The organism is Nonomuraea sp. NPDC049378 (assembly GCF_055586745.1).
The window spans coordinates 36,406-56,716 of sequence record NZ_JBVJHP010000027.1; the positions used below are offsets into that span (position 1 = coordinate 36,406).

Consider the following 20,311-nt stretch of genomic DNA (forward strand, 5'->3'; position numbering starts at 1 on the left):
ATCGCTCCGCATCTGAAGGAGGCACCCATGGCCACCGGCACATCGGACATCGAGGACAGCGAGCCGGCGCCCCGGCGCGGCCGGCTGCCCCGGCCCCTCCGGCCGTTCCGCACGGGTCACTACCGGCTCCTCGCGACGTCGCTCGCCCTGAGCCTGGCCGGCAGCGGCATGTGGGCGGTCACGGTGGCGTGGCAGGTGATCGCTTTGGGGGCCGGCCCGGCAGAGCTCTCCCTGATCGCCGCCGCGAGCGGCATCGGACTGGTCGGTACGGCCCTGCTGGGAGGTGTCGTCGCCGACCGAGCGTCCCGGCGGCGCATCATCCTGATGACCCAGATCGCCAAGGCGGTGGCCATCGGCTCGGCCACGGTCACCGGCTTCATGGGCCTGCTCACCCCGGCGCAGCTCATCGCGGTCGCCGCGGTCCTCGGGATCGCGGACGGGTTCTTCTATCCCGCCTACTCGGCGCTCGTTCCCGCCGCGGTCGCCGAGGACGATCTGCTCGCGGCCAACGGGATCGAGAGCATGTTGAGGCCGACGCTGATGCACGTGGCCGGGCCCGCCGCCGCCAGCGCGCTGATCAGCCTCTTCGCACCGAGCATGGCCCTGGCGGGAATCGCCGGCGCGCATCTCCTCGCCGCGGCGTGCGCGATCGGCATGCGCCGTTTCGAGCCGCGCACGACGACCGGGCGCGGACCGGAGGCGCGCGCGACCACCGAACCCGAGACACGCGCGGCCGCCGGACCCGGGCCGGGGAAGACCTCCCGCCTGGCGCGCGCAGGTGGTCACGTCCGGTCGGCGGCGGGCGACCTCCGCACCGGGTTCGCCTACCTTCTCTCGACGCCGTGGCTCATCGCGACGCTCGCGTTCGCCGTCACGTTCGTCCTGCTCACCAACGGGCCTGTCCAGGTCCTGCTGCCGTTCGTCGTCCGCGACCAGGGAATGGGCGGGCCGCAGGAGTTCGCTCTCGCCCTCGCCTTCCGAGGTCTCGGCGGGGTGGTCGGCTCGCTCGCGATGTCCGCGCTGCCCCTCCCCCGCCGCTACCTGTCGGTCATGCTGCTGGCCTGGGCCGCGGGCTGCCTTCCGCTCCTGGCTCTCGGGTCGACCGACCAGCTGTGGATCATGATGGCCGCGCTCTTCGTCCACGGCACCCTGACCTCCGGCGCGATGGTCATCTGGGGGACGCTCCTGCAACGCCGGGTGCCGGCCGCCATGCTCGGCCGGGTCTCCAGCCTCGACTTCTTCGTCTCGCTCAGCACGGCTCCCCTGTCGATGGCCCTGGCCGGGCCGGCGGCGGCCGCCTGGGGAAACCAGTGGATCTTCCTGGTGGCGGGCGTCGTCCCCATGGGGGTCGCCGTACTGGCCGTCACGCTCGCCCGCCTCCCGCGCGACGAGATCGATCAGCCGCTCGGCCGTGCGAGGTGACCGTCCGCGGAGGCGCGGGGCGCTCAACCAGGAGTGCCGCCCGTCAGGTCCGTGCCGTCGCGCAGCGCGCCGCCGCCCTCTGGGCGTCACGGGCGCTGCTGAGCGCGCTCCCGGACACGCGCGAAGATCCGAAATCCGCCTAGACTGGGCCTCGGCATTTCTCGCCTGTAGAAGGATTGATCATGGCTGACGAGAGCCTGAGTGAACACAAACTCCAGCCGCACGTGCCCCACACGGCACGGATCTGGAACTACTGGTTGGGCGGCAAGGACCATTTCCCCGTGGATCGGGAGGTCGGTGACCGGGTCAAGAAGATCTTCCCGGTGGTGGTCGAGCTCGCGCAGGCCGACCGGCTGTTCCTGGGGCGGGCCGTACGCTTCCTGACCGCCGAGGCGGGCATCCGGCAGTTCCTCGACATCGGCACCGGGCTGCCCACCCAGGACAACACGCACGAGGTCGCGCAGGAGATCGCTCCCGAGACGCGGGTCGTGTACGTCGACAACGATCCGCTGGTGCTGGTGCACGCGCGAGCCCTGTTGACCAGTTCGGAGGAGGGCGCCACCTCCTACATCGACGCCGACGCGCGTGACCCGTCCTTCATCCTGCGCGAAGCGGCCAAGACGCTGGACTTCTCCCAGCCGGTGGCGATCATGCTGCTGGGCATCATGCACTTCATCAACGACGACGACGAGCTGCAGCGCATCATCGACGAGCTGATGGCCGCGGTGCCGTCCGGGAGCTACGTGGCGGTGGCCAACACCACCACGGCGGTCAACGGCGAGACCACGGCCGAGGCGGTGCGCGTGTGGAACATCGACGCCCAGCCGAAGCTGAAGCTGCGCACCCCTGAGCGGATCGCCGAGTTCTTCTCGGGCTACGACATGGTGGAGCCGGGCTGGGTCTCCTGCTCGCGGTGGCGTCCCGAGCCGGAGTGGGACGGCAGCCTGCCGGTCGAGGTCGACCAGTGGTGCGGGGTCGTCCGCAAGGCGTAGCCACCGCCCGTCCTTCATCGGGCGACGAGGAAGGGGCCAAGCTCAGCTCACCGGCATACCCGCGCCATACCGGGTGCTCCTACTTTTGGCGGCGTGTCTCTCAACAGATTATGGACGAGGACGTCAGCCGCGTTGGCTCTGGCCGCTCCGCTGCTCGTGCTGGGTCCGCCGGCCGCCGCGGACTCCCTTTCGGATGTGGAGTTCTTCGGCAGGTGGAGCGACGGCGCCTGGGAAGTGGGGCCGCGGTTCTCCTACGCCCACGCGGGCCTCGAGAGCGTGCAGAGCGCCGTCAAGGCCGGCGACTACGCCCTGGCCAAGCGGAGGTTGCTCGACTACTACCGCGCGCGTCCGGCCGCGTCGGCGGGCCGCTTCTCGCACACCGCCTGGCCGGGTGTCCTGGAGTTGACACCCGACCACATCTGGACGCTGGACACCGGCGAAACCTACATCACGACGCTGACGGTCGGCCCTGAGGAGACGACGGTCACGGCCGACGTGACGGGCAGCGTCACCGGCGGGAGAACCGGGTTCTTCCTGATGAGCCGGTACAAGGACGCGGTCGTCGCGCGCTTCAACAGCAAGTCGAAGGGGTCGGGCAAGCCCACGCTGCGCCTGACGCTGGCCGACGGCTCGGTGAAGACCCTCCACCCGTCGCACGACACCTACATCTGGGCGGGCAACCCCGACACCGCGTACGGCGACAAGTACCTGATGCAGGTCAGCGACCAGGGCACGGGCCCGTTCAGCGCGGCGACGCGCAAGGCGTACCTGCAGTTCGACCTCGCCGGCCTGCCCGAGGTGACGAAAGCGGAGCTGTCGCTGACCGGCTCGGCCGACGCGAAGAAGGACGTCATGCTGTACGGCAACGGCGACACCTTCACCGAGGCCTCCCGCACCTGGTCCAACACCGTGCAGTACACCTACTCCTGGCAGGGCGACCCGGGAGGTTTCGACTGGAAGCAGCCGGCGGGGGCCGACAAGGAATATCTGGTGCAGCTGCCCCGCTTCTTCTTCGCCGGGCCGTTGGCGGTGGCCTACCGGGAGACCGGTGACGAGAAGCACGCGAAGGCACTCATCGGCCTGATGACCGACTTCGTCAAGGACGCCGACGCCTACGATTCCGACGAGGGGGCGGGATCGTACCCGAACAGCCTGTCCGTGGCGCGCCGCGTGCAGAACTGGATCGCGGCGTACGAGATCCTGCGCACGAGCCCGTCGCTGACGCCCGAGGCCAACACCGAGATCCTCAGGGCACTGAACAGATCCGGTGTGCACCTCGAGGAGAGCGAGCAGGGCGCCCCCAACTGGAAGCAGACCCAGAAGGTCGCGCTGCTGCACACCGCCGTGTACTTCCCGGAGTTCTTCAGGGCGCCGAAGTGGCGCGCCAACGCGGTCGCCTCTCTGGAGGGACAGCTCCACGACTCCACCCATCCCGACGGGGGCTACTGGGAGGCGACGGACGGCTACGCCCGCGCCTACGCCTCCCAGTACGTGGACACCGCCCTGTTCATGCGGGAGCACGGGATGGAGTTCAGCAGCACGACCAGGGCCAGGCTCCGCAAGCTGGCCCGGTTCCTCATGGACCAGACCTTCCCGAACGGCTACGGCCCTGTGTACGGCGACAGCGAGCCCAAGGACCAGCGCTCGACCCTCAGAAGGCTGGGAGAGCTGCTCGGCGACGAGGAGCTGATCCATGTCGGCACCTCCGGAGCCTCGGGGCGGGAGCCCGCGCACACCTCGTCGCTGTATCCCGACACCCGCGTGGCGGTGTCCAGGTCCGGCTGGGCGGCCGAGGATTCCTACCTGCGGCTCAACGCGGATCGCGGCAACCACAGCCATGCTGACGAGCTGGCGATCACCGCCTACGCGTACGGCAGGCCGCTGCTGCCCGACATGGGGACGTTCAACTACAGCTCGGACCCGCGCGCGCAGTGGCTGCGGAAGAGCACGGAGGCACACAACACCATCGAGATCGACGACCAGGCGCAGGACTCGAAGGCCGCCGGGGCGATCACCCACTGGATCTCCAACCCTGCCTTCGACCTGATCGGCGCGCACACCGAGGCTTCCGAGGGGGCGCTGCACGAACGGTCGGTCCTGTCGCTGCCGTCGGGCCTGTGGGTGGTCTCCGACCGGTTGAAGCCCTCGGACGGCGCGGCGCACCGCTACGAGCAGAACTGGCACTTCGCCTCGGAGGCGAACCCCTCGCTCAGGTCCGGGCAGAAGGCGGCGGCCACGGCCTTCGGCGACGGCGCGAACATCAGCGTCGTGCCCGCCGACCCGGGCAAGCTCTCCGCCTCGTTGAGGGACGGCTCCTACGCCCCGGCCATGTACCGGGTGGAGGACGCGAGATACGCGTCCTATGTCAAGACGGCCGCGGGCAGGACGACCTTCGACACCCTCCTGCTGCCGTCCCGGGGAGCGGCGGACCCCTCCGTGGCGGTGGAGCGCATCCCGGTCGGCTCCACCCCGACGCACCAGGCGACCGCGCTGGGCCTGGGGCTCGGCGAGCGGGGCGACGCGGTCTACTACAAGTCATGGACGACGCCGGCATCGCGCTCGTTCGGGTCGTACACCTTCGACGGGAAGCTGCTCTACGCCCACACCGGCACCGCGGGCCGGTCGATCGTGATGGTCGACGGCACGTCGATCGAACGTGACGGCGAGAGCCTCGTCACGTCGCCGGAGCCGGTGAAGGACCTGGCCGTGTGGGTCGGCGCGGACGGCACCGTACGCGTCGACGGCAGCGGACTGACGGCGAGCGTCGATCCGGCGAGGGCCATCGCGATCGCCGCACCGGACGCCGCCGAGGTCGTGCTGAACGGCACGCCGGTGCCCTTCCACCGGGACGGCCGGCTCATCTACGCGGCGGCGGCAGCCTGATCAGCCACCGCACTTCCCTCGTGGCCGCCGTCATGGCGGCCACGAGCTCGGACTGGTGCTGCCCGCCAGGGTCGCCGGACGGGCGAGGTCATGTGGGGCGCCGGCGGGCCTGCTTCTGTTCGCGGACGATCGCGCCGGTGTCCGCGACAGGGCCCAGGTGCCCGAGCTTGTCTGGATTGACCAACGAGCGGATGGTCTGGATGCGTTCGTCGAGGATGTCGAGGGCCCAGGCGGTGATGATCCTGCCGTCGCGGTCGCGGACGATCGCGCCCGGCTGGCCGTTGACCTCGCGCGGCTCCACCACGGCGCCGATCTGGGTGATGAACGACGGCACGGCGGCGGCCAGCACCCTGATGACCTTGTCCGTGCCGGTGACGCGGCGCGGCCCACCGACCTTGCCGCCGCCGTCGTTGACCAGCTGAACGTCGGCGGCGAGCAGCTCGCGCAACCGGTCGACGTCCCCTTCCTTGAGCGCGTCGAAGAAACGTCCGGCGAGCTCCTCGCGCTTCCTCCGGTCGGCCTCGAACCGGGGCTGCCCCTCCTGCATGTGACGGCGTGCCCGCGACACGAGCTGCCGGCAGGCCGCCTCAGAACGGCCCACCGCCGAGGCGACCTCCGCGAACTCGAACCTGAACACGTCCCTGAGCACGAAGACGGCTCGTTCGAGCGGGCTGAGCCGCTCCAGCAGGAGCAGCGCCGCCATCGACACCGAGTCGGCCAGTTCCGCGGAGCGTTCCGGGTCGTCGTAGGGGTCGGCGAGCAGCGGTTCCGGGACCCACGGCCCGACGTACTCCTCCCGGCGGACGCGGGCGGAACGCAGGACGTCGATCGAGAGCCTGGTGACCGTCGCCGACAGGAACGCCTTGGTGGATCGCGGCTGCGACGAGGAGGTCGCGAAGCGCAGCCAGGTCTCCTGGACGGCGTCCTCGGCCTCGGTCACGCTGCCCAGGATCCGGTAAGAGATCGAGAACAGCAGCGGTCGCAGCTCCTCGAATTCCTGCTCTCGCGTCATCATGATCCACTTCGTGCTCGGCTTCGGCGTGGGGCCTCGTACATGAGACGAGAGGGCCGGCCCGATCTGTGACATCGCAGCGTGGGGCCGCTCACCAGTGTCACAGCCGCGCGGGCTACATCGTCCCAGAGGGCATGACGAACACGGAAGGGACCTCGGTGTTGATCACCGGAGGCAACAAGGGACTCGGTTTCGAAGCGGCCCGGCGGCTCGGCGAGCGGGGCTGGACGGTCTTTCTCGGCTCGCGTGACGAAGGGCGGGGACGGGAGGCCGCCGCCAGGCTCACCGCCGGTGGCGCGAACGTGGTCATGGTTCCGCTGGACGTGACCTCGGACACGTCGGTGGACGACGCCGTACGGCTCGTCAGGAAGCACACCGACCGGCTGGACGTGCTGATCAACAACGCCGGCGCGCCGGGAAGGATCATCGCGCCGGCGGACGCGACAGCCGAGGAGATTCATTCCGTCTACGACACCAACGTGTACGGACCGGTCAGGGTCACGCACGCGTTCCTCCCCTTGCTGAGGGCGGCGGACCATCCGCGGGTGGTGATGGTGTCCAGCGGCGGCGGTTCCTTCGGGGTCGTGACGGACCCGGAGCAGCCCGTGTCGAAGATGCACGAGCTCGCCTACAGCTCGTCGAAGGCGGCACTGAACATGATCACCGTCCGGTACGCCCAGGCGCTCCCGCAGATCAAGTTCAACGTCGCCACTCCCGGAGAGGTGGCCAACCGCAAGTTCGCCGCGACCGACATGAACCGTCACACCGGCGAGCTGACGGTCACCGAGGGCACCGACTCGATCGTCAGGCTCGCGACGGTCGGGCCCGACGGGCCGACCGGGATCTTCGTCGATCGTCTCGGCCCTGTGGCCTGGTGAGGGCGGCGCGCCGGCGCGGGCGGGCGGAAGGCGCCGGCGGCTGAGCGTTCCCCCGGATTCGTGATTCATCCGAGAAAGTTTCAGACGCAACGATATTCGGTAGCCTGTCGCCATGACCGCCGATGTTCCCGATACCCCGCGCGCGACCGACCGCCCCGGCGACACCTCACCCTTCGCCCTCGGCCTGCTCCTGCGCCAGGCGCACTGGCGGGCCGGCACGGTGATGGCGGAGGCGCTCCGGCCGCTCGGCATCGAGTTGCGGCACTTCGCCGTGCTGATCGTGCTGATGAACCGCGGGCCCACGGTTCAGCGCGACCTGGCGGCGGCGACAGGCTCGGACAAGGCCGGAATCATGCGGGTCGTGGACGACCTGGAGCGCAAAGGGCTGGCCGTGCGCAGGGCGGTTCCCGGCGACCGGCGGGTGCGGGCGGTGGAGATCACCCCGCAGGGCGTCGAGCTGTTCGACGCCGCCCACGTGGCGGCGGAGCCGCAGGCCGAGCGGCTGGTCGCCCATCTGGAGCCCGGCGAGGCCGAGCAGTTGAAGGAGTTGCTGACCCGGATCGCCTATCCCGGGGGCACGTGAGCACCGCCCGCATATCGTATTGAATGAGACTGTATCGTTTGATACAATCGTAGATGTAACCAAGAGAGCCGAGGGAGCGGCGATCATGGATGTCTACGAAACCGTCACGAGCCGGCGGGCGGTGCGCGGCTTCACCGACCAGCCCGTCCCGATGGAGGCGCTCAGGCGCGTGTTGTCAGCCGCCGCCTGGGCGCCGTCCGGGTCGAACCTCCAGCCCTGGCACGTCTACGTGGTGACCGGCGAGCCACTGGCCGAGATCAAGAGGCGCGCCGGCGAGCGTCTGGCCGCCGGCGACCCCTGGGACGAGCGGGAGTACGAGATGTACCCTCCCGCACTGAAGTCCCCCTACCGCGAGCGCCGATCCGCCTTCGGCCGCGAACGCTACGGCGCGCTCGGGATCGGACGCGACGACTGGGAGGCGCGCCAGCGGGCCGCGGCCGAGAACTGGGACTGCTTCGGCGCGCCCGCCGCCCTGTTCTGCTACATCGACCGCGACATGGGCCGGCCGCAATGGGCCGACGTCGGCATGTACCTGCAGACCGTCATGCTGCTGCTCCGGGCCGAAGGGCTGCACAGTTGCCCGCAGATGGCCTGGTCGGTCTATCGCGAGACCGTCGCGGAGGTCCTGCACCCTCCGGACGGGCTCATCCTCTTCTGCGGCGTCTCCATCGGCTTCGAGGACGTCACGGTCGATCACGTCCGCACGGGCCGCGCGCCGATCGAGGAGACGGTCACGTTCGTCGGGGGCTCCAGCGCGCCGCCACGGCCGATCCGCGCGTACGAGCAGCTCAGGGCAGCGCACATCCGCTGCGGCGAGCCGCTCCGAGGCCGGCCCGGCCTGCCCGGGCAAATCCCATCACACCACTTGGAGAGAGATGACCGGCCACTTCCTGCTCGGCGGCGACCTGACGGTCGGGCGGCTCGGCCTCGGCGTCATGCGCCTGCCCCAGTCCCGTCCGGGTGAGCCGGCCCGCGATCCCGGGACCGGCCGCGCCGTCCTGCGCCGCGCCGTCGAACTCGGCGTCGACCACATCGACACGGCCGGCTTCTACCGCAGCCAGGACGGCTCCGTACACGCCAACACCCTGATCCGCGAAGCCCTCGCCCCCTACCCGGACGACCTCGTCATCGCCACCAAAGTGGGCCCCGTACCCGGTCCCGGCGGTCTCGGCGAGGGCAGCTCCGCCGATCTGCGGCCTCAGGTGGAGGCCGACCTGCGGAGTCTCGGCCTCGACCGCCTCGACCTGGTCTACCTCCGCATCGGCACCACGACAACGCCCCACGGCGAATCGCTCGCCGAACGCTTCGAGACGCTCGCCGCCCTGCGCGAAGAAGGCCTGATCCGCCACCTGGGCGTCAGCAACGTCGACGCCCACCACCTCGCCGAGGCCCGCGCGATCGCTCCCGTCGCAGCCGTCCAGAACCACTTCAACATCGCCGGCCGCGACGACGCGGCCCTCCTGGACACCTGCGCCCAGGCCGGCATCGCTTTCGTCCCCTTCTTCCCTCTCGGGGGTGGAAAGACCGAGATCGATCACTCCGCCGTGGCCAAGGTCGCCGGACGCCACAACGCCACCGTCCACCAGATCGCCCTCGCCTGGCTCCTGGCCAGGTCCCCCGCGATTCTGGCCATCCCCGGCACCGGCTCGGTGGCCCACCTGGAAGCCAACCTCGCCGCCCGAGCCATCACCCTCACCGAGGAGGACCTCGCCGACCTCACCTGACGCCCAGGACGGGCGCGCGCGGAAGGCGGGAGCTCCCCGTCGTCAGGAGACCTTCTCGCAGATGCGGTAGGTCATCATCACGCAGATGCGGTGGAGCTGGCGGCACAGGCCGAGGAAGTCCGCGTGCGGGGGCGCCGGAGGGCTGGGGTAGGCGTCGAGCCTGGCCGCGAACTCCGGGTCCAGCCCGCCGGCCCACGGGTCGGTGCAGCGGGCGTAGACCTCGTCGATCGGGACGCCTGCCTGGTGGGCGGTGCTCACCTCGTCCTGGAGGCGTTCGAGGTAGGCGAGCAGCGCGTCGATCGCCTGCGGCCCGTCGCCGATCGGGCCGTGGCCGGGGACGATGGTCTCCAGCTCGGGCAGGCCCGCCTTCAACGCGCGCAACCCCTGGATGTAGGGCACGGGACCGCCCTGCAACATCATGTGCGCCGATCCGGCCGCGCACAGGTAGTTGCCGGTCCAGGCGGTACGCGCCGATGGGACGTAGACGATCGTGTCGCCGGGGCCGTTGCCGGGACCGAAACGGTGCAGCTCGACGGTGGTGCCGCCCAGGTCGATCTCGGCGTGGGTGTCGAAGACGACGTCCGGCAGCCGCCAGGTGGTGAAGGCGTCGAACTCGGCCTCGGCGCCGTACATGTTCTTGGAGCGCATCTCCTTCTCGTAGGCCAGGTCGTGCATGTTGTCGCGGTTCTCCCGCGAGGTGATCACGGTCACGTCGTCGGGAAAGGCGATGTTCCCGAACGTGTGGTCGCCGTGGTAGGTCGTGTTGGCGAGGTAGCGCAGCGGCCGGCCGGTCACCTCTTTCGCCGCGCGCTGGACCTGCGCGCCGACCGCCGGGGTCACGCCGGAGTCGATGATCAGCGACGCCTTCGTGCCGGCGACGACGCCGTTGTTGTCCTTGGGCGGGACGGTGGCCATGAGCGCGTGCACGCCCGCGCCCAGTTCCCGCGCCCGGAATTCCAGGCCGACCGGGCTGAGGTTGGGGCCGTAGTAGTCCGGCGGGCGTTCCTTGGTCTCGCGGTCGAGCAGGTGGTGGGAGAGCTCGGACATGAACGGGACTCCTGTCCTCGTGGCCACCGCGGACCGGTGGCGTACCCCTCGATATTAAGCAAACGATCGATTGATTTACAACCGAGAATCGAGAGGTCTCCAGGCACCCGCTCCGGCGTACCGGGCGACGAGCACGCCGGACGGCCGTACTAGCTAGCTGGAGAACTCCATCCGGGGCACCGAGGCCACGAGTGCCCGCGTGTACGGGTGGCCGGGCCGCGTGAAGACCGCCTCGGTGTCGCCCTCCTCGACGATCCGGCCGTCCTTCATGACCAGCACGCGGTCGGCGACGTGGCGGACGACGCCCAGATCGTGGGAGATGAACACCATGGCGGTGCCGTACTCGGCCTGGAGGTCGGCGAGCAGGTCGAGGACCTGGGCCTGGACGGAGACGTCGAGCGCGGAGACCGGCTCGTCGCAGACCAGCACGTCGGGGCGGGGGCCGAGGGCACGCGCGATGGCGGCGCGCTGGCGCTGCCCGCCGGACAACTCGCGCGGGTGCCGGGCGGCGGTCCCTGGCGGCAGGCCGACGCGGGACAGCAGGTCGAGGACCCGCGCGTGGCGTTCGGCCCTGGGCAGGCGCAGGGGCTCTGCGACCAGGCGGCCGACGGTGTGGCGAGGGTCGAAGGAGTCGAGCGGGTTCTGGGAGACGAGCTGGATGCGGGGGCGCAGGGGACGGCGGGCGCGTTCGCGCTGGCGGCTCCATGGCCGCCCGTGGAGGGTGACCTGGCCGTCGTCGGGTTCGAGCAGGCCGAGGGCGAGCCGGGCGAGCGTGGTCTTGCCCGATCCCGACTCCCCCACGACGCCGAGCGTCTCGCCGCCGTGCAGGGTGAAGGAGACGTCGTCCACGACGCGGCGCGGGCCGTACGAGCGGAACAGCCCGGCCCCGGCGAGGACGGGGGCGGACAGGTCAGGAGTGGTGCGCTCGCGCGGGACGCCGGTGGTGAGGCGGGTGCCGCGCGAGGCGGCGGACGGCACGGCGGCCAGCAGCGCGTGGGTGTAGTCGTGCGCGGGCGCGGCCAGCACCTCGCGTGCGGGCCCCGCCTCCACGATCTGGCCGTCCTTCATGACGAGGATGCGGTCGGCGATCGAGGCGACCACGGCCAGGTCGTGGCTGATCAGCAGCAGCGCGGTCCCCGCGGCCTTGCGCTCGGCGAGCAGCCGCAGGATCTGGGCCTGGACGGTGACGTCGAGCGCGGTGGTCGGCTCGTCGGCGATGATCAGCTCGGGGTCCGCGGCGATGGCGGAGGCGATCAGCGCCCGCTGGCGGAGCCCGCCGGAGAGCTGGTGCGGAGGTTGCCCGGCGCGGACCGCCGGTTCCGGCACGCCCACCTCGTCCAGCAACTCCAGCACCCGCTCCGGGCGGCGGGCGCGGGGCACCACGTCGTGGACGGCGAGCACCTCGGCGATCTCCGCGCCCACGGTGCGCAGCGGGTCGAGCGAGACCAGCGCGTCCTGCAGGACGAGGCCGGCGAACCCGCCGCGCAACCGCCGCCAGTCAGCGGGGGCGAAGGCGAGGGCGGCCCGGCCGCCGACGCGGAACGCCGCCGCCCGCACCTTCGAGCCCGGACCGGCCAGGCCCAGCAGCGTACGTGCGGTGACGCTCTTGCCCGAGCCGGACTCGCCGACGATCGCCACGCACTCGCCAGGGGCCACCGACAGCGAGACGCCGTGCACGACTTCGGTACCGGCGAAGCTCACGTGCAGGTCCTCCACGGTCACCAGCGAGGTCATGGGGTCCTCCCCTCGAAGTGGCGTTGCAGGCGGCGTCCTGCGACGGTCAGGCAGACGACGGTGAGCGTGATCGCCAGGCCGGGGAAGAACGCCTCCCACCAGGCCACCCGCAGGTAGTTGCGGGCCTCGCTGAGCATCGCCCCCCACTCCGCTGCGGGCGGCTGCGGCCCCATGCCGAGGAAGCTGAGGCCCGAGCTGGCGATGACGGCCTGGCCGAGGCCGATCGTGGCCAGCACGGGGATCGGGCCGAGCACGTTCGGCAGCACGTGCCCGGCGTTGATCGCCAGGCGGGAGCGGCCGAACGTGACGGCCTGCTCCACGTAGCCCGAGTGGCGGACGACGAAGGTCTGGGCGCGGATCACCCGGGCGTAGTTGGGGATCTGGGCGATGGCGATGGCGACGATGACGTTGCCCGTGCCGGGGCCGGTGATCGCCACGACGAGGAGGGCGAGCAGCAGCTCGGGCAGCGTGGACAGCACGTCGAACGAGCGGGCCAGGGCCTCGTCCAGCCATTTCGGCGACAGCCCGGCGGCCAGGCCGAGCAGCACGCCCGACGTGACGGCCGCGACGGTGGCGGCCACGCCGATGCTGAGGGAGTGGCGGGCGCCGGACACGACCCTGGACAGCACGTCACGGCCGAGGTGGTCGCTGCCGAACCAGTGGTCGCCGCCCGGCGGTGCGAGCGCGTTCACCGGGTCGGCGGCCAGCGGATCGGCGGCGGTCAGCAGGCCGGGCGCGGCGACGGCGACCGCCAGCAGGGCAAGGAAGGCGACGGGAACGATCGCGGCGGCCTCGGGAGCACGGGACGACGAGGGGCCGCGGGCGAGACGGCCCGCGGACCCGGACCGGCCGCGGGCGAGCACGCGCATCGCCGGATCAGCCCCTGATCCGCGGGTCGATGGCCCGGTAGGCCAGGTCGAGCAGCGTGCTGGCGGTGACGTACACGACGGCCGACAGCAGCACGACGGCCATGACCACGGGCATGTCCCTGCCGGTCACGGCCTGCATGGCCACCTGGCCGAGCCCTGGCCGCCCGAACAGCACCTCGGTGATCACCGTGCCGCCCAGCAGCGCCCCGGTGAACCACCCGGCCAGCGTCACGGCCGGGATGAGCGCGTGGCGCAGCGCGTGCCGGGCGACCAGAGCGCGTTCGGTGAGCCCGCGCGCCCTGGCCGTCACCGCGAACGGCTGTTCCAGCGCCCGCTCCAGCCCGCCGCGCAGCACCTGGCCGAGCACGCCCGCGAGGGGCAGGCCGAGCGCGAGCGCCGGCAGCACCAGCGCGGAGGGCCCCTGCGCCCCCGAGACCGGGAACCAGCCGAGCGTGAACGAGAACACCGACAACAACACGATCCCGATGAGGAACGGCGGCACGGACACCGACACCAGTTCGGCCGCCGACGCCGCGCCGCGCAGCCACCGCCCGCGACCGGCCGTGACGATCGCGATGACGACCGCCAGGGTCACGCCGGTGGCCGCCGCCGCGAGCGTGAGCTGCGCGGTCGGCCCGATCTGGGTCGCCAGGATCTCGCCGACGCCCCGCTGCAGCTGGTACGAGCGGCCGAGGTCGCCGTGGAGCAGCCGCCACAGGTAGGACAGGTACTGTACGACCTCCGGCCGGTCGAGCCCCCACTCCGCGACGATCCGGGCCCTGATCTCCGGCGTGTCCGGGCCGTCGCCGACCAGGATGTCCACCGTGTCGCCAGGCGCCAGCAGCAGCGCCACGTAGGAAGCGGTGGCGGCGGCCCAGAGCACCGCCAGCCCGGTGCCGAGTCGCTTGATCATGTGCCGATCCGCACGTCGTACGCGCCGGCCGGGGTGCCGGAGGCCGGGTCGAAGCCGAGGCCCTGGACGCTCTTCCGCGCGGCGATCTGGTCGGCCGGCACGTACAGCGGGAACACGATGGCGTGCTCCGCCACCGCCGCCCGCTGCACCTTGGCGTAGAGCTCCCGGCGTTCGGCCTGGTCGGAGGTGTCCGAGGCGGTGGCGAGCCACGTGTCCACGTCGGGGGCGGCGAAGTGGGTGCGGTTGATGGCCGCCTTCTCCGGCAGGATGAGGTTGAGCGCGGCGCCTGCGTCGGAGTCGCCGCGCGAGTTGCCGAACAGCTCGTACGCGTTGTCGTCCAGAGCCTTCTGCGCGCTGCCCTGGTCCACGATCCTGACCTGGAAGTCGATGCCGGCGTTCTGCTTGACCTGGGCCTGGACGGCTTGGGAGAGGACGTCGCGGCGGTCGCGCACGTACGGCGCCGAGGCGACCTCGCGCACAGTGAGCCGCCTGCCGTCCTTGACCCGGAACCCCTCGGCGTCGCGCTCCTTCCAGCCGGCCGCGTCGAGCAGGGCGTTGGCCCTGGCGACGTCGCCGCCGAAGGTCTTCTCCAGCGTCGCGTCGTAGAAGGGGCTGCGCCTGCCGACGACGCTCCACGCCCTGGTGGCGGTGTCCCGGTAGACGGATCGCAGCACCGCGTCGACGTCCACGGCCTCGCGGAACGCCTCGCGTACCCGCTGGTCGTCGAAGGGGGCGTGGGAGGTGTTGAAGTAGTAGGAGTAGGCGGTGCCGGAGTTGAGCGCCGTCCGCAGGGTGAGCGCCGGGTCCTTCTCGATGAGGGCGACCTCCGTGGCCGGGACGCCCTCGATGACGTGCACCTGGCCGGAGGTGAGCGCGCCGACCCTGACCGCGGCCTCGGGCAGGAACCGGTAGGTGATCTCGGACAGGTGGGCGGGGCCCTGGTGGTCGGCTCCGGCGGGCGGCCACGCGTAGGCGGGGTTGCGGCGGTAGTGGATCTCCTGGCCCTGGACGTACCGGTCGAGGATGAACGGCCCGGTGCCGACCAGGTCGGGCCCGCCGAATTTGAGGTCCCCGGCACTCTTCAGCGACTTCGGCGAGACCTGCCCGGCGTACGGAGAGGAGAGGAAGTCGAGGAACAGCGCGTCCGGCTCCTTCAGGGTGATCTTCACCTGGTAGGGGGAGACGACCTCGGCCCTGTCGAAGGCCGCGAGCTGGATCGCGGCCACCGACGGGTTGTAGCCGGGCACCAGGAACTGCTCGAGGTTGGCCTTGACCGCTGCGGCGTCGAACTTCACGCCGTCGTGGAACGTGACGTCGTCGCGCAGGTCGAGCGTGTAGGTCAGGCCGTCGTCCGACACCTTCCACGCCGTGGCCAGCCACGGACCGAACGATCCGTCCTCGGCCTTCGACAGCAGCGCGTCGAACTGGTTGAACACCAGCAGCCGTACCTTGTTCTGCGACCACAACTGCGGGTTCAACGTGATCGGCTGGGTCTCGATGGCCCAGGTCAGCGTGATGGTCCGGGCGGTCTGGGCGGGCTGGGCGCCGCACGCGGCGACGGCCAGCAGGAGGGCGGGGGCGAGGCGCTTCACGGGCGGTCCCAGGCTTCGGCGAGCAGCTCGTACGAGCGCACGCGGTCGGCGTGATCGTGGGTGATGGTGGTGATGAGCAGCTCGTCTGCCCCTGTCACGCGGCGCAGCACGCGCAGCCGCTCCACGACCTGCTCGGGCGAGCCGACGAACCGGGTGTCGACGCGGTCCTTGACCAGCTCCCGGTCGGCGTCGGTCCAGACGTGGGCGTCGGCCTGCGCGGCCGTGGGGTACTCCACCGCGCCGGCCCCCGTCCTGATGCTGCGGACCCAGAGGTCGTAGCCCTTGGCCGCCGCGCGGGCCGCGGACTCGTCGTCGGCGACGACCACGTCCGCCGAGACGATCACGTACGGCTCGCCCGGCGGTTTGAAAGCGCTTCGGTAGGCGTCGACGGCCTCCAGCACGTTGGACGGGCTGACGTGGTAGTTGGCGGCGAACGGCAGCCCCCGCTCCCCCGCGACCTGGGCGCTCTGCCCGCCGCTGCTGCCGAGGATCCACACCTGCACGCCGGCGCCCTCGCCGGGGACGGCGCGCGCCTCGTGGGTGCCGTTGACGAAGGCGAGCACGTCGTCGATCTGGTCGGCGAAGTCGGGCGTCCGGGCGCCGGGCTGCTGGAGCAGCGTGGCGTGGTGGACCAGGTGGGGATGCCCGGCGAGGCGCGAGAAGTCGAAGGGCGGCGGGATCAGCAGCCCGTCCACGTTCCTGGCGTCCGCCCGCGCCGGAGGCCCGGCCTTGGTGGCGGGCTCGGTGGCGGACTCGGTGGCGGACTCGGTGGCGGGCTCGGTGGCGGGCTCGGTGGCGGGTTCGGCGCGGCGCTGCCCGGACCGGCCGATGCCGAGGTCGATCCGGCCCGGATGGAGCGCGTCGATCAGTCCGAACTGCTCGACCACCGAAAGGGGCGTCTGGTGCCCGAGTTGCACGGCTCCCGACCCCACCCGGATCGTGGAGGTCGCCGCCGCCACAAGCGCGGTCAGCACGGCCGGGGCGGAGCTCGCGACGCCGGGCGCGAAGTGGTGCTCGGCCAGCCAGTAGCGGCGGTAGCCGTACGCCTCGGCCCGCCGGGCGAGGTCGAGGGTGTTGCGCAGCGCGTCGGACGCCGTTCCTCCCGAAACGATCGGGGCGAGATCGAGAATGGACAACGTCACGCGGCACCTCCGGGGAACGGTCTGCTGGGAATCTCCGCGCGCAGCACGGGCGCGATCTCGGCCTGGAACAACTCCATCGCGTCCCGGTGCTGCTTCGCGGTGAGCCCGTCCGCGTCGGCGTGCAGGTGCATGACCTCGTGGCCGAAGCACTTGTGATAGCGCAGCACCTTGTCGACGATCTGCTGCGGGCTGCCGACCAGGATGGAGCTGCGCTCGATGGCGTCCTCCAGGGTGGGGAAGACGATCGGCAGCCCGAGCCGGCGCTGGAACGCCACGCGGGCCTCGAAGATCGGCCGGTAGGTGGCGATGGCCTCCTGCGAGGTCCTGGCGGCGTAGTAGCCCGCGGTCCCGGCGCCGACCAGCGCGTCCGCCGGGTCGTGGCCGTGCTGCGCCCAGCGCTCGCGGTAGTGGTCGATCAGCTCGGCGTAGGGGTCGATGGGGTTGGTGACGTTGGCGGAGAACAGCGGGTCGCCGTGGCGCGCGGCCAGCTCCACCGACTGCTTGCTGGTGGCGCTGCCGTGCCAGACCCTGATCGGCCGCTGCAGCGGGCGCGGCCAGGTCTCGGCGTCGGTCAGCGGCGGCCGGAAGCGGCCCTCCCAGGTGACCCTGTCCTCCCGCCAGAGGCGGCGGAACAGCTCGTACGACTCCCGGTTGCGCTCCCACTGGTCCTCGGCCGTGACGTCGAACAGCTGGGCCTGCGCGGCCCCGTTGCCCTTTCCGACGATCAGCTCGAGGCGGCCTTCCGACAGGTGGTCGAGGGTGGCGTAGTCCTCGTACGCCCGCACCGGGTCGAGCAGGCTGAGCGTGGTGACCGCGGTGAACAGCCGGATCCTGGACGTCTTCGCCGCGATGTGGCCGAGCACGACCGGCGGCGAGGAGGAGATGAACGGCCGCTCGTGCCGTTCGCCCACGCCGAACCCGTCGAAGCCGAGTTCCTCGGCCATGACGGCGTTCTCGACGACCTCGCGGAAACGTTCGGTGGGCGATCGGTCGTCGGTGTGCGTGATCAACGTGATGGCCAGAAATTTCATGACACCTCCGCGTAGCGGCTGGCCGGGCGAGGCAGGCCGAGCAGCCCCCGGAGCGTGGCGGCCTCGTACGCGTGCCGGAAGGCGCCGCGCCCGCGCAGCTCGGCGGTCAGCCCGCGCGCGATCTGCTCCAGGTCGTACGGGATCGCGCCGGGCCGCAGCCGGAATCCCTGGATCCCGGCCCGCCGCCACTCCAGCAGCGTGTCGGCCAGCTCCGCCGCGGTGCCGGTGAAGACGGCGGCGTCGGAGGTGAGCTCGGCCCCGTCCAGCTCGTCGAGGCGCGCCTTGCGCCGGGCCGCGCGCTCGCCCAGGAAGACGACCAGGTCGGCGAAGATCTTCAGCTCGCCGGACAACGACCTGACCTCCTCGACGACGGCACGGGCCTGATCGGCCGAGTGCGGCGTGACGTACACGACGTCGGCGGAGCTCGCGGCGAACGCGTACGGCAGGCTCGCGTGCGCGAGCGCGGTCACCACCGGCCGGCCCTGCGGCGGGCGCGGCGTGATCGACGGGCCCTTCACCGAGAAGAACCGCCCGGCGAAGTCGATGGGATGGAGCTTGTCCCGGTCGATGAAGCGGCCGGTGGCCACGTCGCGGATCTCGGCGTCGTCCTCCCAGCTGTCCCAGAGCCGCCGCGCCACCTCCACGGCGTCGGCGGCCTCGGCGAACAGGTCGCGCACGTGCGGGTCGGCGGACAGGTCGACGCCGCCGGGCCGGTTCAGCACCAGGTCGAGAGCCGGGAAGTCCCGGCGGCCGAAGTGGCGCGCCTCAGAGGCGCGGGCGGAGATCTGCGGCCGCCACCCCGCGCGGCCACCGCTGACGTGGTCGAGCGTGGCGATGCCGATGGCCACGTGGAACGGCTCGGTGTGCGTGGTCGTGGCCGTCGGCACCAGCCCGATCCGGCTGGTCAGCGGCGCCAGCCGGGCCGCGAGCAGCACCGCGTCGAACCGCCCGCGCACCTGGTCGGTCCGCTCGTCCTGGCCGTCGGGCAGCGTGGACTGCAGGCCGAGCGCGTCCTCGATGGTCACGAAGTCGAGCAGCCCCCGTTCGGCCTCGGCCACGAGCCCCGCCCAGTGGCGCGCCGAGAAGACGTCCGCCGGCGTCTCGCGCCAGGCGGCGGGGTGCCAGCCTCCGGCGTCGAGCGCCACGGCCAGGTGCAGCGTCATGTGAGCTCCAGGTGTTCTCGCAGGGTGGAACCGGTGTAGTCGGCGCGGAAAGCGCCCCGTTCCTGCAACAGCGGCACCACCCGGTCCACGAACTCGTCCAGCCCGCCGGGCGTCAGGTGCGGGACGAGGATGAACCCGTCGGCGGCGTCCGCCTGCACGTGCTCGTCGATCTGCCGGGCCACGCTCTCGGGGGTGCCGACGAACGTCTGGCGTCCGGTCACCTCGATGACGAGTTCCCGGATCGTCAGGCCCTTCTCCCCTGCCAGGGCCCGCCACTTGGCGGCCACGGCGGCGCGGTCCTTGATCGGCACCCGTCCCTGCGAGACGCCCTCTGACAGGTCCGGCTCGACGTCCGGCAGCGGACCTTCTGGGTCGTAGGCCGACATGTCACGACCCCACACCTGCTCCAGGAACGCGATCGCCGTCTGCGGCCCGACCTGCTGGCGGCGGATGCGAGCCGCGTTCTCCGCGGCCTCCTCCTCGGTGTCTCCCAGCGCGAACGTCACCCCAGGCATGATCTTGAGCTGGTGCGGCTCCCGGCCGTACCTGGCCAGACGGCTCTTGACGTCGGCGTAGAACCGCTTGCCGTCCTCCAGCCGCCCGTGCGGGGAGAAGATCACATCGGCGTGGGCCGCGGCGAATTCGCGCCCCTCGCCCGAGTCGCCGGCCTGGATGATGACCGGGCGGCCCTGCGGGCTGCGGGGCAGCGTGAACCGGCCGCCGACCGTGAAGGACGGCCCCCGGTGCTCGACCGTCCCGATGGCGCCGGGCCGGACGAACGTGCCCGTGTCCGGGTCGGCGGCGAGCGCGTCCGGCCGCCACGAGTCCCACAACTCTCGTGCCAGGCTCACGAACTCCTCGGCCCGCCGGTACCGGTCGGCCCGGTCGAGATAGCCGCCGCGCCGGAAGTTCTCGCCGGTGAACGCGTCGGACGTGGTCACCACGTTCCACGCGGCCCGGCCCTCGCTCAGATGGTCGAGCGTGGACAGCCGCCGGGCCAGCTCGTACGGCTCGTTGAAGGTGGCGTTCACGGTGCCGGCCAGGCCGAGCCGGTCCGTCACCGCGGCCAGGGCGCTGAGCACGGTGAGCGACTCGGGCCTGCCCACCACGTCGAGGTCGTGGATGCGGCCCTTGAGCTCGCGCAGCCGCAGCCCTTCGGCGAGAAAGAAGAAGTCGAGCTTGCCGCGCTCGGCCGTCCGGGCCAGGTGGGCGAACGAGGCGAAGTCGATCTGACTGCCGGAGCGCGGGTCGGCCCAGACGGTGGTGTTGTTCACGCCGGGGAAATGAGCCGCCAGGTGGATGCGCCTGCGGCTCATCGGCCGCGCC

Annotated in this window: 17 protein-coding genes; 7 read left to right on the forward strand and 10 right to left on the reverse strand. The window is 71.6% G+C overall.

Annotated elements, in window-relative coordinates:
* Positions 1–27: 27 nt before the first annotated feature.
* The 3 genes from ACZ6SA_RS41820 to ACZ6SA_RS41830 all read left to right on the forward strand — a co-directional run bounded on the left by ACZ6SA_RS41820 (position 28) and on the right by ACZ6SA_RS41830 (position 5,297).
* Entirely contained in the window at positions 28–1,422 is a 1,395-nt protein-coding gene (locus ACZ6SA_RS41820; protein WP_465834571.1) for an MFS transporter, read from the forward strand.
* 182 nt (positions 1,423–1,604) lie between these two features.
* Positions 1,605–2,414 carry an SAM-dependent methyltransferase gene (locus tag ACZ6SA_RS41825; RefSeq protein ID WP_347649346.1) on the forward strand — a complete coding sequence of 270 codons (810 nt, stop codon included), beginning with the start codon at positions 1,605–1,607 and terminating at the stop codon, positions 2,412–2,414.
* Between the two features lie 93 nt (positions 2,415–2,507).
* Positions 2,508–5,297, forward strand: a complete 2,790-nt coding sequence (locus ACZ6SA_RS41830) for a heparinase II/III family protein (RefSeq protein WP_465834573.1) — start codon at positions 2,508–2,510, stop codon at positions 5,295–5,297.
* Positions 5,298–5,385: 88 nt separating this feature from the next.
* Here ACZ6SA_RS41830 and ACZ6SA_RS41835 read toward each other — a convergent pair whose 3' ends face one another.
* Positions 5,386–6,312, reverse strand: a complete 927-nt coding sequence (locus tag ACZ6SA_RS41835; protein ID WP_347649348.1) for an RNA polymerase sigma-70 factor — start codon at positions 6,310–6,312, stop codon at positions 5,386–5,388.
* Between the two features lie 131 nt (positions 6,313–6,443).
* On the opposite strand from ACZ6SA_RS41835, the gene ACZ6SA_RS41840 reads away from it, so the two are divergent.
* The 4 genes from ACZ6SA_RS41840 (at position 6,444) to ACZ6SA_RS41855 (ending at position 9,494) form a co-directional block, all read left to right on the forward strand.
* A complete protein-coding gene (locus tag ACZ6SA_RS41840; RefSeq protein WP_347649349.1) occupies positions 6,444–7,187 on the forward strand; it encodes an SDR family oxidoreductase in 744 nt (247 codons plus the stop codon).
* 112 nt (positions 7,188–7,299) lie between these two features.
* A complete protein-coding gene (locus ACZ6SA_RS41845) occupies positions 7,300–7,770 on the forward strand; it encodes a MarR family winged helix-turn-helix transcriptional regulator (RefSeq protein ID WP_465834576.1) in 471 nt (156 codons plus the stop codon).
* Positions 7,771–7,855: 85 nt separating this feature from the next.
* Positions 7,856–8,734 (forward strand): nitroreductase, encoded by an 879-nt coding sequence (locus ACZ6SA_RS41850; RefSeq protein ID WP_465834578.1) that lies wholly within the window; start codon positions 7,856–7,858, stop codon positions 8,732–8,734.
* Positions 8,646–9,494, forward strand: coding sequence for an oxidoreductase (locus ACZ6SA_RS41855; protein ID WP_465834580.1), 849 nt, complete (start codon positions 8,646–8,648; stop codon positions 9,492–9,494). The genes ACZ6SA_RS41850 and ACZ6SA_RS41855 overlap by 89 nt, the downstream gene beginning before the upstream one ends.
* Before the next feature lie 42 nt (positions 9,495–9,536).
* Here ACZ6SA_RS41855 and ACZ6SA_RS41860 read toward each other — a convergent pair whose 3' ends face one another.
* The 9 genes from ACZ6SA_RS41860 to ACZ6SA_RS41900 all read right to left on the reverse strand — a co-directional run bounded on the left by ACZ6SA_RS41860 (position 9,537) and on the right by ACZ6SA_RS41900 (position 20,301).
* Positions 9,537–10,541: an MBL fold metallo-hydrolase gene (locus ACZ6SA_RS41860; RefSeq protein WP_465834582.1), complete on the reverse strand. Its 1,005-nt coding sequence runs from the start codon at positions 10,539–10,541 to the stop codon at positions 9,537–9,539.
* A 153-nt stretch (positions 10,542–10,694) separates the two neighbouring features.
* Positions 10,695–12,275 (reverse strand): dipeptide ABC transporter ATP-binding protein, encoded by a 1,581-nt coding sequence (locus ACZ6SA_RS41865; protein WP_465834584.1) that lies wholly within the window; start codon positions 12,273–12,275, stop codon positions 10,695–10,697.
* Entirely contained in the window at positions 12,272–13,144 is an 873-nt protein-coding gene (locus ACZ6SA_RS41870) for an ABC transporter permease (RefSeq protein WP_465834586.1), read from the reverse strand. Before ACZ6SA_RS41870 ends, ACZ6SA_RS41865 begins: the two co-directional genes overlap by 4 nt.
* Positions 13,145–13,151: 7 nt before the next feature.
* Positions 13,152–14,057 carry an ABC transporter permease gene (locus ACZ6SA_RS41875; RefSeq protein ID WP_465834588.1) on the reverse strand — a complete coding sequence of 302 codons (906 nt, stop codon included), beginning with the start codon at positions 14,055–14,057 and terminating at the stop codon, positions 13,152–13,154.
* Positions 14,054–15,649 carry an ABC transporter substrate-binding protein gene (locus ACZ6SA_RS41880; RefSeq protein ID WP_465834590.1) on the reverse strand — a complete coding sequence of 532 codons (1,596 nt, stop codon included), beginning with the start codon at positions 15,647–15,649 and terminating at the stop codon, positions 14,054–14,056. The genes ACZ6SA_RS41875 and ACZ6SA_RS41880 overlap by 4 nt, the downstream gene beginning before the upstream one ends.
* On the reverse strand, positions 15,646–16,791 hold the full coding sequence (locus ACZ6SA_RS41885; RefSeq protein WP_465834592.1) for an LLM class flavin-dependent oxidoreductase: 1,146 nt from the start codon (positions 16,789–16,791) through the stop codon (positions 15,646–15,648). The genes ACZ6SA_RS41880 and ACZ6SA_RS41885 overlap by 4 nt, the downstream gene beginning before the upstream one ends.
* Positions 16,788–17,822, reverse strand: a complete 1,035-nt coding sequence (locus ACZ6SA_RS41890; protein WP_465834594.1) for an LLM class flavin-dependent oxidoreductase — start codon at positions 17,820–17,822, stop codon at positions 16,788–16,790. The genes ACZ6SA_RS41885 and ACZ6SA_RS41890 overlap by 4 nt, the downstream gene beginning before the upstream one ends.
* Positions 17,819–18,985 carry an LLM class flavin-dependent oxidoreductase gene (locus tag ACZ6SA_RS41895; RefSeq protein ID WP_465834596.1) on the reverse strand — a complete coding sequence of 389 codons (1,167 nt, stop codon included), beginning with the start codon at positions 18,983–18,985 and terminating at the stop codon, positions 17,819–17,821. The genes ACZ6SA_RS41890 and ACZ6SA_RS41895 overlap by 4 nt, the downstream gene beginning before the upstream one ends.
* Positions 18,982–20,301, reverse strand: a complete 1,320-nt coding sequence (locus ACZ6SA_RS41900) for an NtaA/DmoA family FMN-dependent monooxygenase (protein WP_465834598.1) — start codon at positions 20,299–20,301, stop codon at positions 18,982–18,984. The genes ACZ6SA_RS41895 and ACZ6SA_RS41900 overlap by 4 nt, the downstream gene beginning before the upstream one ends.
* Positions 20,302–20,311 lie beyond the last annotated feature (10 nt).

What these genes read in the sequence shown, in the direction of transcription:
- ACZ6SA_RS41820 (WP_465834571.1), top strand. Translation starts at nt 28, where the DNA reads ATGGCCACCGGCACATCGGACATCGAGGACAGCGAGCCGGCGCCCCGG.
- ACZ6SA_RS41825 (WP_347649346.1), top strand. Translation starts at nt 1,605, where the DNA reads ATGGCTGACGAGAGCCTGAGTGAACACAAACTCCAGCCGCACGTGCCC.
- ACZ6SA_RS41835 (WP_347649348.1), bottom strand. Translation starts at nt 6,312, where the DNA reads ATGATGACGCGAGAGCAGGAATTCGAGGAGCTGCGACCGCTGCTGTTC.
- ACZ6SA_RS41840 (WP_347649349.1), top strand. Translation starts at nt 6,444, where the DNA reads ATGACGAACACGGAAGGGACCTCGGTGTTGATCACCGGAGGCAACAAG.
- ACZ6SA_RS41845 (WP_465834576.1), top strand. Translation starts at nt 7,300, where the DNA reads ATGACCGCCGATGTTCCCGATACCCCGCGCGCGACCGACCGCCCCGGC.
- ACZ6SA_RS41850 (WP_465834578.1), top strand. Translation starts at nt 7,856, where the DNA reads ATGGATGTCTACGAAACCGTCACGAGCCGGCGGGCGGTGCGCGGCTTC.
- ACZ6SA_RS41855 (WP_465834580.1), top strand. Translation starts at nt 8,646, where the DNA reads ATGACCGGCCACTTCCTGCTCGGCGGCGACCTGACGGTCGGGCGGCTC.
- ACZ6SA_RS41860 (WP_465834582.1), bottom strand. Translation starts at nt 10,541, where the DNA reads ATGTCCGAGCTCTCCCACCACCTGCTCGACCGCGAGACCAAGGAACGC.
- ACZ6SA_RS41865 (WP_465834584.1), bottom strand. Translation starts at nt 12,275, where the DNA reads ATGACCTCGCTGGTGACCGTGGAGGACCTGCACGTGAGCTTCGCCGGT.
- ACZ6SA_RS41870 (WP_465834586.1), bottom strand. Translation starts at nt 13,144, where the DNA reads ATGCGCGTGCTCGCCCGCGGCCGGTCCGGGTCCGCGGGCCGTCTCGCC.
- ACZ6SA_RS41875 (WP_465834588.1), bottom strand. Translation starts at nt 14,057, where the DNA reads ATGATCAAGCGACTCGGCACCGGGCTGGCGGTGCTCTGGGCCGCCGCC.
- ACZ6SA_RS41890 (WP_465834594.1), bottom strand. Translation starts at nt 17,822, where the DNA reads ATGAAATTTCTGGCCATCACGTTGATCACGCACACCGACGACCGATCG.
- ACZ6SA_RS41895 (WP_465834596.1), bottom strand. Translation starts at nt 18,985, where the DNA reads ATGACGCTGCACCTGGCCGTGGCGCTCGACGCCGGAGGCTGGCACCCC.
- ACZ6SA_RS41900 (WP_465834598.1), bottom strand. Translation starts at nt 20,301, where the DNA reads ATGAGCCGCAGGCGCATCCACCTGGCGGCTCATTTCCCCGGCGTGAAC.